The following is a 15,673-nucleotide window of genomic DNA, read 5'->3' as shown; positions in this document are numbered from 1 at the left end:
TAATTTCAGCTTATATTAATAAGACTACTTCTTCCTGTTGAACACAAGCGCCTGTCCAAGTCCCGCGTAGAAGGTGGGTTTATCACCAGACAAACGCGTAATATCAGACACGCCAAAAGTGAGAACAGGCCATTTAGGCTTGATACGTACTGAGCTGGACATTGCCAGGTTCAAGCCTGTCCACTCTGCACTTACGTTCACATTATTGGTGATGCTGTAGGCAAGGCTACCAAAAACAGCAGTACCATGTGCTTTTTTACCAGTTTCAATATCTTTTTCACTATTGTCGTAGAAACGGCCCGAACCGATACCCACTGTATAGCTAAATTTAGAATTGCGGATCGCATGGCTATAGGCAGCGTAAAAGCTTTCACCCGCATCAGTAAGCCAGGCATCAGCAAAAAGGTGAAGCGCACCTACGCTTACACTACCATTGGTTCCAACCTTACGGCTGGCAATGATGCTGGCTGAAAGATTGTTGAATTTGCTCAGGTCGTTCACGTTCAGGATACCCACAACGCTGGCCCATTTAGTATAATCACCAAAACCGGCTCCAAATTGGCCTAGTAGATCTGGCTTATCGTTGTATACTTGGGTAGGTGTTCCACCCACAGTAGCAAAAGCAAAGGTTTCACGGCTTCCCCATCCCGTAGGTGTCATCAATGTTGTGCTGGTTACCCTGCTGCTCGAATTTTCAGCAGTAGCTATCCCAGGCACATCAGCAGATACAGGATTTGCCAGGTCCACGCTGTACAATACAGAACTTGATCCGGCAAAGCCTAATTGAGTACGGCCGTTTGAGTGGTTGCCTTTTGCCTTCTTCGGCTTTTTACCACGAGGCCCTCCATCACTTTGGGCGATAGACATACTTGCAGTAGCCAGTACAACCAGTACTAGTAGATATCTCTTCATTGCAGTTGTTTTAGATATATGTTTAAAGTTGATTTACAAAATTTTTTACTTGCGTCTTCACAGGTTACTTGATAAACTTGGAAACTGTAATGTCTCCATCACCTCCTATTGCCTTTAAATAATACATTCCTTTCGCTAGTTTGGCAACATCAATCGAATAATGGTTCTCACCGGCAATTGCAGCAGAACGTTGCTGGATGTACACCTTACCGGCAACATCAGCAACGATGATATCAATAGGCCCGGCAACATCATTGGCAAGTACGATCTTGATAAGATCTGTGGCAGGATTTGGATACAGGATATTGATGGCAAAACTGCCCTTGGAACCACCTTTCACCAGTATGGTCCTTGAATAAGAGAAATGATTGTTCCTATCTATCTGCTTCAACCGGTAGTAGTTTGTACCTACTAACGGTTTAATGTCTTCAAAATTGTAATCTATGGGTGAGGTGCTACTTCCACCGCTGGCTTTGGAAGCTACATACCCGATCTTCTCAAAGATCACCCCATCAACAGAACGCTGCACTTCAAAGCCAGTATTGTTGATCTCGACCTGCGTGGTCCAGGTAAGCTGGTGAATATTATTCACCCTTTCGCCATGAAACTTAAGTAGGTTAATATACAGCGGGCTGAAAGGTGTGAACTCGTACATCTGCCCTGTCGCAGGGCGGTTCTTAATATTGAAGTAGTTGGTAGTTGACGATGCAATTGGTGATGCAGATGCATCGCTAAGCGCTATATAATTACCCGGACCGGTAGCCTTAGCTGTAATACCAATAGCACCTCCGGGATTGATGCCCACTTCACCAGGTAGTCGCTGGTAAACAAACTGGATCCTGTTAGTGGTCTCGTAAAGTTTCAACTGGAACTCAACATTCAGCTCTGTAGCCGTTATATCAAAATAAGCTCTACTCCACTGCATGGTAAAGACACGGTTAGGTGCTGTCCCTGTAGTAATGTACTTGATATCAGTAGCAGAAAAAAGGTCAAGATCATCCCAAAGTGGGGCCAATAATGGACGGGCACCCGGGCGCAGTGGTCCATAACCCAGATCAGCAGAATAATAATCTTCTGTAGAGGGATTAGCTATAGGTAAAAGAGTAGAAAAAGAAGCAAACCCGTTGCTGCAGGCGCTAATTGTTGTATAATTTGTGTCGTTGTAGGCAAAATTGAAGCCAATTGGTATACCATTTGCTATACCTTCATCATGCGCCGCATATGGAGGTTGAGCCTGCACAAGTGTAGCGTTAATACCCCCTGAAATAGGGGTATAGGTACCTTGATAGGCGGTGAAGGTAAAGTTGAGTTGCGCATGGGCACAACACACCATTACCAGTGCAATTAGGTTTAGGGTCACCAATTTCATTCCACACAATTTGGGCTCAAGATAGAGCTTGTTAATTATATTTTCCTAGCAAAGATTTGAATTGTTTCGAATTATACCCCTTTTGGAGTATAGATTATTGAAATTTATCAAATGATAAGCGGGGAGAAGGGTTGAGGGCAATTTTATAATATGAAAATTCGGCAATTTGAGAATGAAAGGAGCTACTGTCAAAAATAAACAAGGGAGATCAGTGATTGGTGGTTAGTGGTCATACGGCAGTGGTCAGAACGAAAAACCTTAAACTTCAAACATCAAACTTCAAACCGTCTCTCAGCATCGATCCAGCATCAAGTATCCTACAACCACATAACTCATCATAACAACCCGCGCAATCTGTGTTCCCTTTTGCCAGAGGTCAGGTGTGAGCCGTCAGGTATCAGCTATCAGCTTTGAGCTTTCAGGCCGTCGTTTATCGTTGTGCCGCTTTGCCTTCGTGGTTCAACATCCATCCAGCATCTAGTACCCCATCAAGTATCCTAAAATAACATAAATCATCATCACAACCCGCGCAATCTGCGTTCCTATTGTAAGAGGTCAGTGGTCAGCGGTCAGTAAAGTTGGTATTCGAGTGTCCAACAAACAACTTTAAACCTTAAACATCAAACCTTAAACCGTCCCTCATCATCCATCCAGCATCTAGTATCCCACATCAAGCATCCTAAAACCACATAACTCATCATCACAACCCGCGTAATCTGCGTTCCATTTTCCAGAGATCAGCTGTGAGCCATGAGCTGTGAGTAGTCAGAAATCAGAAGTCAGAGATCAGAGTTCGGTGAGTAGAGATTAGTGAATCAGATCGCATAACTTTAAACTTCAAACATCAAACCTTAAACATCAAACCTTAAACCGTCCCCATCATCCATCCAGCATCCAAAATCTTGCATCCAACATCCTCCTAACGCCTTTCACCTAAAGCCTAACACCTAGCTTCCCCTCTTCACGCCCAATTCCTCTTCCAGGTTTACCGGTACCACAGTTCTGCGTCCAATGCTCTTGTAGTAGTATCCCAGTTCTTCCATCTTCTCAAGATCAAATACATTACGTCCGTCGAAAACAACTTTCGACTTCAGTCTTGTTTCCATCTTTTCAAAATCCGGTGTACGGAACTCAGCCCACTCAGTTGCAACGATCAGTGCATCTGCACCTTCCAGCGCTTCATATTGACCTTGTGAAAATTGAACCTTCTCACCATAGATCTCCTGGACGTTCTTCATAGCCTCCGGGTCGAAAGCTTTGATAGTGCAACCAGCAGCCAGCAATTCATCTATCATTACTAAGGCTGGTGCTTCACGGATATCATCTGTATTTGGTTTGAAAGCTAGTCCCCAGATGGCGATTGTTTTACCAGCTAATTCACCACCAAAGAATTCTTTGATGTATGGTAACAGGTACAGCTTCTGGTCTTCGTTCACATCTTCAACTGCCTTCAATATTCTAAAGTCGTAGTTCACATCTTCTGATGATTTCACCAGTGCTTTTACATCTTTAGGGAAACAGCTACCACCATAACCAATACCAGAAAACAGGAAGCGCTTTCCAATCCTTTCATCGCTACCGATACCCTTGCGTACTAGGTCTACATCAGCACCTACAAGCTCACACAGACGAGCGATCTCGTTCATGAAAGTGATCTTGGTTGCAAGGAATGAGTTAGCTGCATATTTAGTAAGCTCGGCAGATGCTTCATCCATGAAGATGATAGGATTGCCTTGGCGAACAAACGGTGCATATAGTTCGTTCATGATCTTCTTAGCACGCTCAGAAGTAGTACCAATCACTACACGGTCAGGCTTCATGAAATCATCTACCGCCACGCCTTCACGCAGGAACTCAGGATTACTTACCACATCAAATTCCACAGTAGCATTGGCAGCAATAGCCTTGGTTACTTTTTCAGAAGTACCAACAGGAACGGTGCTCTTGTCTACAATCACCTTATAATCCTTCATCAGGTGACCAAGATCGTCAGCCACTTTCAGGATATACTTCAGGTCGGCACTACCATCTTCACCCGGGGGTGTAGGCAGCGCAAGGAAGATCACTTCTGCATCTTCTATACCTTCAGCAAGATTGGTTGTAAACTTCAGGCGCTCTTCTTTCAGGTTACGCTGGAAAAGTTTCTCCAGTCCTGGTTCAAAGATGGTGATCTGGCCATTGCTCAGCTTTTCTATCTTACGCTGGTCAATGTCTACGCAGCAAACATAGTTGCCCGTTTCTGCAAAACAAGTCCCGGTAACCAGGCCTACATAGCCCGTTCCTACTACTGCAATTTTCACAGTTATAAATTAAAAATGAAAAATTATAAATTAAAAACAAGTCGAAAGGGAGATCAGTGATCAGCGATCGGAGATCAGAGATCAGAAATCAGTGATCAGAAATCAGATGTCAGAACACACAACATTATACTTCAAACATTAAACCTTAAACCGTCTCTCATCATCGATCCACCATCCTGTATCTAGCATCATTCATCATTTATCACTCATCATTTCCTTCCCATTATCACAACCCGCGCAATCTGCGTCCCTCTTGTCAGAGATTAGTGGTCAGAACGCACAACTTTAAACATTGAACATTAAACCTTAAACCGTCTCTCATCATCGATCCAGCATCCTAAAACCATATAACTCATCATAACCACCCGCGCTATCTGCGTTCCCTCTTGTCAGAGATCAGTGGTCAGAACGCACAACTTTAAACATTGAACATTAAACCTTAAACCGTCTCTCATCATCGATCTAGCATCTAGTATCCAGCATCTCTCATCATCACAAACCTGCGCCATCCGCGTTCCCTTTTGTTAGAGACCAGAGATTAGTGTTAGGAACGCACACTTTAAACCTTAAACCAATTCTTAGCCTCAACAGACCGTTACTCCAACTTCAGTTATCAGGGATCCCTTTAGCTAATTGTATGTTGTACCACTTCTGTTTCTGTGGCTTTTCGCTTACTAGTTTCAATTGGTACGTTTAGCCCAAATGGTTCTGCAACGTTCAAAACCCTTTTGTAAAAGGATACAAGTTTTTTGCTTTCGTGATCCCATGAAAGTTCAGTAATTACCCTATTGTACCCATACATTCCCATATTAAGTCGTAGTTCTTCGTTATCCAATAGTTGGCAAATTTTATTACCGAAATCTATTGTACTGTTTTCTGCATAAAGAGATGCTTGGTGTGCAGAGAAACGTCCTTCTTTAAGATCATATTGAACAATTGGCTTTTGCAGAGCCATATATTCCATGATCTTATTCATTGTGGAAAGGTTGTTCATCTCAGTTGGTTTATCAGGATTAACACATACATCTGCAGTATTCAGTACATCTACCATCGTTTCATCATCTACCCTGCCATAAAAGTCTACATAATCCTGAAGTCCCATCTCACTCGCAAGCGCTTTGATCTTTTCCAGGTCAGTTCCGCCACCCACAATTGCAAATTGTACATCCTGGCGATGCTTTACAATATGCTTCACTGATTCAAGCAAAAGGTCGAGGCCTTCCTGCTCACCTATTACACCAACATACCCAACCAGGTACTTTCTTCCTTTCTTATACTTCTGGTTACCTGCTGTCAACTTCAACCTGTCGAGCTTAGGGCCGCTTCTCACTACCTGTACTTTATCCGCAGGCATTTTACCTCTACCAATTGCTATGGCCTTGTAAGACTCATTCGTTGCAATACTATAATTAGCAGTAGCGAAAGTGAGCCTTTCAACAAGCAAAAGAAACTTGTAAAAAAATCCTTTTTTGTCATACTTGGCTATGTATAACTCCGGATTGATATCATGGTGATCAAAAACATATTTTACACCAAACGGTTTAAAAAATAATGCAGTGAAAAAAATGAGGTCAGGCGGATTACAGCCCTGGATAACATGAAACCGTTTCTTGAAATAAATCTTCCAACAGAGAACAAATTCCCAAAAAATGGCAATGGTGTACTCTAATAAATACCCCATTGCCCCCTTAGCTTCCAGCGGTAGCGGATGCCTGTAAATATCAATGCCGTTAATTGTTTCAAAAGCCGCCGTGTAACCTTTCATCTTTGGACAGATGATAGAAACATGGGCGCCGTTCTCCTTCAATGTGTTGGCTTCTTGCCAAACGCGGCGGTCGAAGGGAACCGGCAGGTTCTCAACAACAATTAAAATGTGTTTTTTTGCAAACATGATTACCAGTTTATGCCTATATAATTGGCCCTCGCCCTTATTGGCTCAGGCATACGTACCATATCCACTATTGTAGCTGCCGATTCAGTTTCTAACAGCATATCTACATATTCCTTTTCACGGTTGTTTACTAGAATTACTTCAGCATAATCCACCAGTTCATCCAGGTGGTTTACCATCAGTTTGCTGAGGTGTGGGATGTGTTGGTCTATATATTCTTTATTCGTTCCCGTTAGCTTAGAGAGTTGTACATTCTTATCATAGATCTGTACCTCGAATCCTTTTCCGAGCAACGTTTCCACAACAGTTACTGCAGGTGAATTACGCAGGTCATCTGTTCCTGCCTTGAAGCTGAGACCAAGAATAGCGATCTTCTTTTTTCCAAGTTGTTGCACCAGGTTTACCGCACGGGATATTTGTATCTCATTCGTCTTATCGATGCTCTCCAGGATGGGGGCTTTCACATAAAGATCGTGCGCTAATGTCTGTAAGCCTTTCAGGTCTTTAGGCAGGCAAGATCCGCCATATGCAAACCCAGGTTTAAAGTAATAAGAGGAGATATTCAACTCTTTGTCCATACAGAATATTTCCATCACCTTGTGAGAGTCGATATTCAAGGCTGAACAGATATTGCCTATTTCGTTAGCGAAACCGATTTTAAGAGCATGGAAGGTGTTGTTTACATACTTCATTACTTCCGCTACCTGAACATCAGTAATCACCACCTCGGCAGGCAAGTGATTGTAAAGCGACGCCATGATATCTGCCGCCTTCTTATTTTGACTACCAATAAGTGTAAGCGGTGGATGATTGTAATCATGTACTGCCGTACCCTCACGCAAGAACTCTGGATTGGAGACAACTGCAAAATCAACATTGGCAACCTTACCAGATGTTTCTTCTATTACCTTTTGAAACTTCTGGATAGTCCCGGGGAACACTGTTGAGCGGATAGCTACTACATGGAAGCTGTTTTTGTCTTTCAAAGCCACACCCAAATGTTCCGCAACATTGAAGATATACTCCAGGTTCAGATGCCCTTTAGAGCTGGAGGGCGTACCAACCGCAACAATAGAAACGTCTGTTGAGTTGATTGCTTCTATGAAGTCAGTTGTAGCAGAGATCCGCCCCTTCAGGTGTTCTTCCTGGATAATGATATCGATATCTTTCTCGATGATCGTTGCAAGGCCGCTGTTGATCTGCCTGACCTTCGTCTCGCTTACATCCACACCTATGACAGTGTGACCATTCCTGGCAAGGCAACCAAGACTTACACAGCCTACATAGCCAAGGCCGAAAATACTTATATTCATAGTAATTTATTAAAATGATTTACAATGAGATTGTGGATACTTTTTCTGGATATCTTTCTGCAATCTTCATTAGAAGAAAAGTATATAATGTAGTTAATTTAGGAATCACCCCCTCTTCGTAATATGGAATGACAACTTTTGAAGACTGGTCTCCCATATCAGTTATACAATTTCGATTGTCTAGAAATAAATTCAAAGTTTTGGTCAAAAGACTGAGATCTCCCGGAGGTATTAAAAAACCATTAACACCTTCAAAAACAATTTCAGGAATACCTCCAACAGGCGTACTTATTATAGGAAGGTTATAACTCATTGCCTCTAGAATAGAAAGTGGTAACCCTTCATTGTACGAAGGCAGAATGTATAAATTACTTTCTGCTAACAATTCTGCCTTTTTTGTACCCGAGACCCATCCATGATATTTCACAAGCTCTTGTAAGTCATTATTTATGATATAATTCTGCAGCCGGCCAATGTCGCCATTTCCTCCAATTATTAGTTCAAGTTTCCCATGGAAAACATCTTTATTTATTTTAAAAACCTCTAGGACATCGAAAATTCCCTTTCTATCACCAATAGAACCCAGAAATAAGAGTTTTAGAGTACCATTAACTGATTTACTTGAATTCTTGAGTAATGTTACAGGTCGTTCAATTATATTTTCTAAAACAATAACTTGCCGAGGTGAAAATTTTTCACTGAAGAACTTTTTCCATGAATTAGAAAGACAGATAACAAGATCCACTCGATTAACAAGAAACCTTACAAGGAAGCTGAATACTTTGTTTTTAGTGAAAAAATCCTTGAACTCAGACCCATGGCAGTGAAAGACAATGCTTTTTTTGAAAAAATACTTACATATCACAAATATGATTAACTTTCTAAAAAAGCTACCCTTAGCTGCACTATGCAGGTGCACTACTTTAATCTTTTTATCAAAAAATAGAATAATTAAAAGTTTATAAACAGCTTTTAAGAAATAAGGGATACCCACTAGCTTATTGGTGAAAGGTTTATAAGATGCTATAAATTTGAAAGTTTCAAATCTAGTAGAATATGAATTTATAACACCGGCAATTCCTCCGCGATGATTGATGTAAGATTCTCCAATTGTCAAAATTTGTTCTGACACTTCTTTAGGTATTTTCATATCATCCTACAATTCAGTATTTAAAAATATTCTTGATTTAATTATACGTGCAGGATTTCCTGCAACAACACTATTGCAAGGAATATCTTTAACCACCACGCTACCAGCACCAATAACCACATTATCACCAATTTTGATTGCTCCTAAAATACATGTGTTAGAACCTATATTGACATTATTACCAATCCTAGGACATTGTCCTCCACTTCGAGCGTTGCCAATTGTTGTTGAGTGCCGCAAAATGCAGTTATCACCGATGACAACATTTTTGTGTACAACTAGACTCTGACCATGGTAGATGATAAGCCCTCTACCTACTTTTGTATTAAATGGCAATTCAATCCCTAGAATCCACTCAAAAAAAATCCTATAAAATAAAAGGTAAGGTAACATAATGATTTTTAGTATTCTACTAGTACAACAGGCATTTCCAATCCTGAAGAAAAAAGTAACAAATCTCCCTTTGGTATTGCCAGTGTTTCGATTCCAATCTTGCACTAGGAAGTTAAAACGTCTCATCGTCTATTTATCAAGTTACTTTTGTAAATTTCTAAAAAACCATTCACTGTATTGTCTATCGAAAATTTATGTTGAATTGTCATATAGTTTTCATTCATCACACTTTGTAGAACATTATTTTGATATGAGTGAATTACCACCTTCAACATAGCAGCACATTCCTCAACGTTTCCTGGTTCAAAAAGTAACGGTTTATTGGTCTGTTCTAATATCTCTAATGGACCTTCAATCTTAGAAGCAACTACTGGTAAGCCTGCGGCAACTCCTTCAACAACAGTCAATCCGAAACCTTCATAAAAAGAAGGCTGAACAAGCGCATGATATTGGTGAAGATTGCTGAAGATCCAGTCACGGCTTTTAGCTCCTACCAATGAAATCCTATTTTCTAAACCATAATCCCGAATTTGCTCAAGAAGAAATGTATAGGAGGGGCCGTCACCAACAAAGTCAAGGCATATATTATAAGAGCATTCATTAATCAACTGCTTAAATGCTTCAATAAGAACCATTTGTCCTTTCTTTTCATGCACCAGTCGGCTAATTTGCACAAATTTAATTTGCTCTCCGTCACATAAAGAATACTTGATCCTACGAGTTACTTTTTCAAAAGGGATACCATTATAAACAATCTCAGTATTGATGTTATATCTGCTTAGGACATCGTCATGAACAGAATTAGAAATAGATGTAACTCCAGTATATTGTAACAAGCATGAAAGATCTAAACCAACATCATGAACAGTGAAAATCATTCCTCTCCGCTTGGTAAAAAGTATTTTTGCAAGCTTATTCTCATGACAATGTATTATATCTGGTCTTATCTTTTTAATTATGTAGTTCAACCGTAAAATGGGGAAGGGATTTCTACTTCCTTCCTCCCTCTTAACCAATATGACCTCAACTTTTTTGTCTAATGCAGCCAATATATCCTGACTCCACAAATCGTTTACAACAACAAGATAGGTCTGATGCTGTTCACTCATTTTGTTCAAAACATCTACAGCTAACACCTGTGCTCCTCCAGTTTGCATTGTAAAAAAACAGTGCATCACCTTCATTTTAAACTAATCTTTTTAAGATTTCTATTAATACTTGATTTTAAAAAAATCAATTGGAGTACAACTAAAGAGAACATTTTTTTGTTGATCAAGCGAAAAATATACGAATTAGACAAAACCAACTCAAACCGGTTAATCATTTCCTTATTTGCCTTTGTTTCGCCTAAACCAATTCCAAGCAGAATACAGGTTTTCAGATAAGAAATAAGTAAATCTTCATGTTTTAAATATATTAGGTCCGCTGAAAACTGCTTTATATATTCCGTTAAAAAAAGGTATTTGTTGTAAACCGCTTTCCGTGTTCTTAAAACTGTTTCAAGAGTGACAGAATCATCTCTATTTCTTTCCCTTATCAGAAGTATATCAGGAGAATATTTTTGCTCCTTATTTTCCTTTAGAATTCTTAACCAATTTAGGCTTTCATATATTCGAAATTGTTCTTGAAAAGGAAATCTTATTAGAAGTGAGCGCTCCACAACGTGGCAAAAGTCCCCCCTGAGCCTACCAGACAACCAATCTTCATATTTGAAGATGGATTTTGTTATAGGCAAAGTTGGATCATCTATCCTATCACTTACATTAAACAAATAATGTTGGAAGATATTATCCTGTGTTATAGATTTAACTATTGTTTCCAAACCGAAAGGTGCAATTTCATCGTCACTATCTAAAAACAAGATAAACTTTCCACGAGCTTTTTCTATGCCTCTGTTTCTAGCAAAGTTTACTCCCTTATTGTTTTCATTTTTAACCAAAATAACACAAGGATGCTTCTCAAGAATACTTTCAATAACTGAACGAGTGTTATCAGTCGATCCATCATCAATCACAATAACTTCAATATCTTTAAATGATTGACTAATGACACTATGGATGCATTTTCCAATCGAATCACTACGGTTGTACACAGGCGTAACAACACTTACAAGCGGGTTATCTTGCTTCATTTTAATGAGATCCATTTTTTGATTTTGCTTAAACTAGGGAACCGCTTTTTTAGGTATTGCCTAGCAAGATGCCTAGGTAGGTAAATAACAGGTATAACTATTAAAGGAAAATTAAACAACAGGTTTTTCAGAGGGTGAATACTATAATTGTCAGTTGAACAAAAGTTACCAAACCATCTGTACTGAGAGATTTTAACTTGTTTTATAGTAGATAAAATAGTCGGTAGTTTTACAAGATCTAGATTTCCATATCTTAGGTGAAGTGCCGTATGTTCTATGTCTTGAAGTAAATAATTACTGCTAAGATTAGTAGAAGTCCCTGCTAAGAAATATCCTAAAAAATGATTTGTTTTTACAATAGGATAAGCATGACAAACTCTAATTTGAAAGTCAAAATCAGCAATTAATTTGAACTGTTCATCAAAATATCCAATTTTCTCATGCAAATCCTTCCTCCACATAATAAAACTCCCGCCATGGTGCCTCCTCCTAAAACTACTGTTGGACTTATTGTATTCAGGAACAATGACGTCAAAACCTTCCAGTTGCCCGTAATTATTTACAATCTTGAAATTACCATACGTTAAAAAACTTGAAGGATTTTGATCAAGGGCAATTGATTGTAACTTCAATGAGTCTGGCAGTCTAACATCATCAATATTCCAGATTGTGATATATTTACCGTCCGCAGCACTTATACCTCTATTCCAGGAACAATACAATCCTTCACGAGGAACAATTAGGTGCTTTACTTTCATCCATTGTTGCTCAATAAATTGTTGAATAAGACTTAATTCTTCCTCAGAAGGATCATTATGTACAAAGATGATTTCGCTTTCTGAACAATTCTCAATCCTCTTAAGATGATCAAGAAAATGTGCTAAAAATTTTTCTCCTTTGTATATAGAAGTTATAATTGATATTTTAATTGTACCACATTCTGCTGTTATACACATGGATTTATAGAAAAGATTTAATTTAATTTACGATTTGAGAGTTTCAGCTTTTTAACATAAACGTAAAGCATTGAATAAAGGGCAATATTTGGAACAAAAAGTATTTCTATGCTAAAAAACGAAGAGATAAACAAAGACAGTAAGAACATCCCAGATATAAAAGCTATTGAAATTTCTTTATTTAATAAGAAAAAGTAAATGTACTGAAACACTAAACTCACGAATAGAAGTACACCTATTATTCCTACTTGAAGAATTAAAACTGACCAAATAATATCGCCTGTGTCAATCTGGCTTACTTCTTTGAAATCATTTTGCAATCCTATATTGAAGCTAAGGTTGTTAACTATAGCAGATTGATTACTCACAAGTCCAATTCCCAAAAGTGTCTCTGTTACCCCACTGTTCAATAAAAAAATAAATCGTTCATAAAAGTGCAAGAGCCTGAACTCTGTGGTAGACACTTCGTTAACACTTACATCTCGAATATTAGAAAAGGATGAAGACCCTACAATACTGGTTATATCATCAAAGCCTTGTTCCATTCTTTCATTAGAGAAAAAACTTATTGAGCCGAAAACTGCAATGGCAATAACACAGCCAATAACAAAATGGGAAATAGAGAAACGCCTCTTGTAGAAAAAGATAAAAAGGCATGACATCAAAGCAACTATTAATGTGTTGCGATTGAATGATAAAAGAACAGCACTAAAAGTAACTACAAATGCAGCTAGATGTTTTAGTTTCATTTTATCAACTAGAAATTTAAAATAAACTAGTACGACAAAAACAGTGTAAAAGGGCATATTGTAAAACCTTCGGATACCACTTACGCCAATGTTTGAAGCAACAGAATCACTTTGAAAAGAAGACAAAAGAGGCACACCAGCAAACGCCTGAATTATGTAAATGAGACATGCAAAAACAGTAAAATTTGATAATACTGTTAGCGCATCCTGAAGTTCGTTAATTGTATACCTTATGAATAAAATGGGAAGAAGAAAAAACAAGTAAAGCCTGAACACTGATAAAGACACTTTAGTTTCATGGTTCAAAATCAGCAAAGAATACAATAACAGCAAGCAAATAAACAGAATAAAACATACAGTTGCCTTATTCCAGACCTTGAAGAGTCGTAAATTTCTAGAACTAATTAAAATATTTATAATTAGGGAGATACATAGCCAATCATATGGCTTGGTAATTACTGGCGGTAAATTTATGTATTCAACTGGAACAAGTTGAAAAATAGAAGTACATTGAAGGAACAAAAAGAAAAGGCTTCCCTTATTGTCATTATTTAAAACACAAAACCAATAAAGAAGAAATACTATTAATCCTAACACAATTAGTCTTCTAAATTAACTTTCTTTATAAACTTTGCAGGATTGCCAGCCCAAATTTCATTTGCAGGAACATCTCTTGTCACTACACTACCTGCACCTATAATAGCACCCTCCCCAACTTGAACTCCCTTAAGGATTATACTATTAGCACCGATAAATACATCATCACAAATCTTGACTGGAGAAGTCTGTATTTCAGATAACACATGCAACCTCCTAGAATCTTTTTGAAGAGGGTGAAAATCTGTATCCCAAATGCAAACATTTCCACCACAATTAACATACTGCCCAATAGTTATTTCTGTACTGCAATAAATTGAAACACCGGAAAATCCGGAGTTATCACCAATGATTAACTTTGCTCCTTTAGAAACAGCCACAGTACATCCTTTATACAAACCAACAAGATTAGAGCTAGATGAACCATTAAACAGAACATTTTTACCAATGATGAACAACCCTTCATTTTTTACTTTTAAAGAACCAATGACTACTGGGAAAGTCGAAAATTTAACATCCTTAACATAAAACAAGAGCCTAATGTGCAGATTTTGAAAATTACCAAATACCAACTTTATCAGTTGATAAACAAACTTCAAAGCTAGTTTCATCCTCTTAATTAAAGCTTTTAGCCATGTTTTTTAAAGAAAAATTTTGCCATTGTAGAACTTGTATATTCTTTTTTGAAAGAATTATGTAAAAAGCAGAAAAATTTAGCAGTTCCACAAATAGCCATGTAAATGCAGGTCCCAAATAACCTAGTCTAATTGAAAGGATCGGACTGAAAATTAATCCTACAGTCGCTGACAGAAGTGTTGCAAAGAAGAAGGTTCTATCCATTCTCAAATTAATCATCACTTGGAGCCCTAGCAGAGAATTTAATCCTACTAAAAGAGGCACCAGGGAAAGCACATAACAAATATTAATTGACTTTTCAAAATCCGCACCGTATAATAAATTAACTACTAATGGACTTAATATAACAATAAATCCAGCTGAAATTAGACCACCAAAAATAACAATAGGAAATAACCTTTGTACAACGCTTAGTCCTTTATCAAAAGTTTCCCCAAATGCTTTTCCAATGTAGGGAAACAAAGCTTGAGTGAATGGGATCAAAACTAATGCTTTAATTATATTGATAAGCTTTTCACCAGCTGTATAAAATCCTACTTGCTCAAGATCACGGAGTATACCTAAAATAATGACACTCGTATTTGAATAAAGACTGATTACACATAAAGAAAAGAAAAACATCTTTTCTTTCCACATAACCTTTAAAGACTGTTGCAGTGTCACTGGAATAAGTCTTAGTTTATACCGTTTAATCGCCCAAATAAATGATGCTAAACCAACAGTTAAAGTACTTAAGCTTAAAATCAGTGGCTGCCATATGAAATCAGCTTCTTTTCGGATAAAAAATAAAATCAATATAGTAGATACTAGCTTGGCGAAAAAATTAAGAATTGCTACTTTTGATAGCTCCTGCATTGCTTGAAAAAGCCAGTTTTGTGTCACAACTGTTCCAAGACATGTCAAAAAAGTAAATATTGAAATTTGTTTATTTGCGTTCAATTCAGAGATATTGAATAAGACCACAATAAATATTACAACTGAAGCTAAAAGCAGCCAGCACTGCGTAAAGAAAATTTCGCTGAAGACTCTGTTTCTATTCTCTTCATTTTCTGGATCTGCGGCAACTCTTCTTGTTCCAGTAAGTTCGAATCCAAAACTTATTAATAGTGTAAAGTAAGCGACAAAGGAGGCAGTAAAATTTAATATACCAAATTTTTCCGCTCCTATAATACGTGTAACTATTGGAAGAGTTATCAAAGGAAAAAGATAATTACCAACTTGGATTACCCCTAGGGAAAGAAGGTTCTTTCCCAAAACTTTTTTTTCCGAACGCAAA

Annotated in this window: 13 protein-coding genes; all 13 read right to left on the bottom strand. The window is 38.1% G+C overall.

Going from position 1 to position 15,673, the window contains the following annotated elements:
- Positions 1-24: 24 nt before the first annotated feature.
- The 13 genes from J4N22_RS13195 to J4N22_RS13135 all read right to left on the bottom strand — a co-directional run bounded on the left by J4N22_RS13195 (position 25) and on the right by J4N22_RS13135 (position 15,672).
- Positions 25-912: a hypothetical protein gene (locus J4N22_RS13195; RefSeq protein ID WP_207495283.1), complete on the bottom strand. Its 888-nt coding sequence runs from the start codon at positions 910-912 to the stop codon at positions 25-27.
- A 64-nt stretch (positions 913-976) separates the two neighbouring features.
- Complete coding sequence (locus J4N22_RS13190; RefSeq protein WP_207495282.1) at positions 977-2,281, bottom strand: T9SS type A sorting domain-containing protein; 1,305 nt, start codon at positions 2,279-2,281, stop codon at positions 977-979.
- A 947-nt stretch (positions 2,282-3,228) separates the two neighbouring features.
- Positions 3,229-4,581, bottom strand: a complete 1,353-nt coding sequence (locus tag J4N22_RS13185; protein ID WP_207495281.1) for a nucleotide sugar dehydrogenase — start codon at positions 4,579-4,581, stop codon at positions 3,229-3,231.
- Between the two features lie 625 nt (positions 4,582-5,206).
- A complete protein-coding gene (locus tag J4N22_RS13180) occupies positions 5,207-6,472 on the bottom strand; it encodes a glycosyltransferase family 4 protein (RefSeq protein ID WP_207495280.1) in 1,266 nt (421 codons plus the stop codon).
- A 2-nt stretch (positions 6,473-6,474) separates the two neighbouring features.
- The gene (locus tag J4N22_RS13175; RefSeq protein ID WP_207495279.1) at positions 6,475-7,785 is read right to left on the bottom strand and encodes a nucleotide sugar dehydrogenase; all 1,311 of its coding nucleotides are present in this window, start codon (positions 7,783-7,785) and stop codon (positions 6,475-6,477) included.
- Between the two features lie 19 nt (positions 7,786-7,804).
- Positions 7,805-8,935 carry a glycosyltransferase family 4 protein gene (locus tag J4N22_RS13170; RefSeq protein WP_207495278.1) on the bottom strand — a complete coding sequence of 377 codons (1,131 nt, stop codon included), beginning with the start codon at positions 8,933-8,935 and terminating at the stop codon, positions 7,805-7,807.
- 6 nt (positions 8,936-8,941) lie between these two features.
- Entirely contained in the window at positions 8,942-9,454 is a 513-nt protein-coding gene (locus tag J4N22_RS19960; RefSeq protein WP_242692216.1) for a serine acetyltransferase, read from the bottom strand.
- The gene (locus J4N22_RS13160) at positions 9,451-10,512 is read right to left on the bottom strand and encodes a glycosyltransferase (RefSeq protein ID WP_207495277.1); all 1,062 of its coding nucleotides are present in this window, start codon (positions 10,510-10,512) and stop codon (positions 9,451-9,453) included. The genes J4N22_RS19960 and J4N22_RS13160 overlap by 4 nt, the downstream gene beginning before the upstream one ends.
- Positions 10,509-11,474 carry a glycosyltransferase family 2 protein gene (locus tag J4N22_RS13155; RefSeq protein WP_207495276.1) on the bottom strand — a complete coding sequence of 322 codons (966 nt, stop codon included), beginning with the start codon at positions 11,472-11,474 and terminating at the stop codon, positions 10,509-10,511. The genes J4N22_RS13160 and J4N22_RS13155 overlap by 4 nt, the downstream gene beginning before the upstream one ends.
- On the bottom strand, positions 11,456-12,415 hold the full coding sequence (locus J4N22_RS13150) for a glycosyltransferase family 2 protein (protein ID WP_207495275.1): 960 nt from the start codon (positions 12,413-12,415) through the stop codon (positions 11,456-11,458). The genes J4N22_RS13155 and J4N22_RS13150 overlap by 19 nt, the downstream gene beginning before the upstream one ends.
- A 17-nt stretch (positions 12,416-12,432) precedes the next feature.
- Positions 12,433-13,761 carry a hypothetical protein gene (locus tag J4N22_RS13145; RefSeq protein WP_207495273.1) on the bottom strand — a complete coding sequence of 443 codons (1,329 nt, stop codon included), beginning with the start codon at positions 13,759-13,761 and terminating at the stop codon, positions 12,433-12,435.
- Between the two features lie 2 nt (positions 13,762-13,763).
- Positions 13,764-14,372, bottom strand: coding sequence for an acyltransferase (locus J4N22_RS20155; RefSeq protein WP_207495271.1), 609 nt, complete (start codon positions 14,370-14,372; stop codon positions 13,764-13,766).
- Positions 14,373-14,376: 4 nt separating this feature from the next.
- Positions 14,377-15,672, bottom strand: a complete 1,296-nt coding sequence (locus J4N22_RS13135; protein ID WP_207495269.1) for an oligosaccharide flippase family protein — start codon at positions 15,670-15,672, stop codon at positions 14,377-14,379.
- Between the last annotated feature and the right edge of the window lies 1 nt (position 15,673).

This window comes from Aridibaculum aurantiacum (genome assembly GCF_017355875.1).
GTDB classification, from domain to species: Bacteria; Bacteroidota; Bacteroidia; order Chitinophagales; family Chitinophagaceae; genus Segetibacter; species Segetibacter aurantiacus.
Note: the sequence above shows the minus strand (reverse complement) of the source record. Positions and strands in the feature narration are given on the sequence as shown.

Excerpts from the sequence above, each read along its gene's own strand:
- J4N22_RS13195 (WP_207495283.1), bottom strand. The coding sequence starts at position 912 with ATGAAGAGATATCTACTAGTACTGGTTGTACTGGCTACTGCAAGTATG.
- J4N22_RS13190 (WP_207495282.1), bottom strand. The coding sequence starts at position 2,281 with ATGAAATTGGTGACCCTAAACCTAATTGCACTGGTAATGGTGTGTTGT.
- J4N22_RS13180 (WP_207495280.1), bottom strand. The coding sequence starts at position 6,472 with ATGTTTGCAAAAAAACACATTTTAATTGTTGTTGAGAACCTGCCGGTT.
- J4N22_RS13175 (WP_207495279.1), bottom strand. The coding sequence starts at position 7,785 with ATGAATATAAGTATTTTCGGCCTTGGCTATGTAGGCTGTGTAAGTCTT.
- J4N22_RS13170 (WP_207495278.1), bottom strand. The coding sequence starts at position 8,935 with ATGAAAATACCTAAAGAAGTGTCAGAACAAATTTTGACAATTGGAGAA.
- J4N22_RS19960 (WP_242692216.1), bottom strand. The coding sequence starts at position 9,454 with ATGAGACGTTTTAACTTCCTAGTGCAAGATTGGAATCGAAACACTGGC.
- J4N22_RS13160 (WP_207495277.1), bottom strand. The coding sequence starts at position 10,512 with ATGAAGGTGATGCACTGTTTTTTTACAATGCAAACTGGAGGAGCACAG.
- J4N22_RS13155 (WP_207495276.1), bottom strand. The coding sequence starts at position 11,474 with ATGGATCTCATTAAAATGAAGCAAGATAACCCGCTTGTAAGTGTTGTT.
- J4N22_RS13150 (WP_207495275.1), bottom strand. The coding sequence starts at position 12,415 with ATGTGTATAACAGCAGAATGTGGTACAATTAAAATATCAATTATAACT.
- J4N22_RS20155 (WP_207495271.1), bottom strand. The coding sequence starts at position 14,372 with ATGAAACTAGCTTTGAAGTTTGTTTATCAACTGATAAAGTTGGTATTT.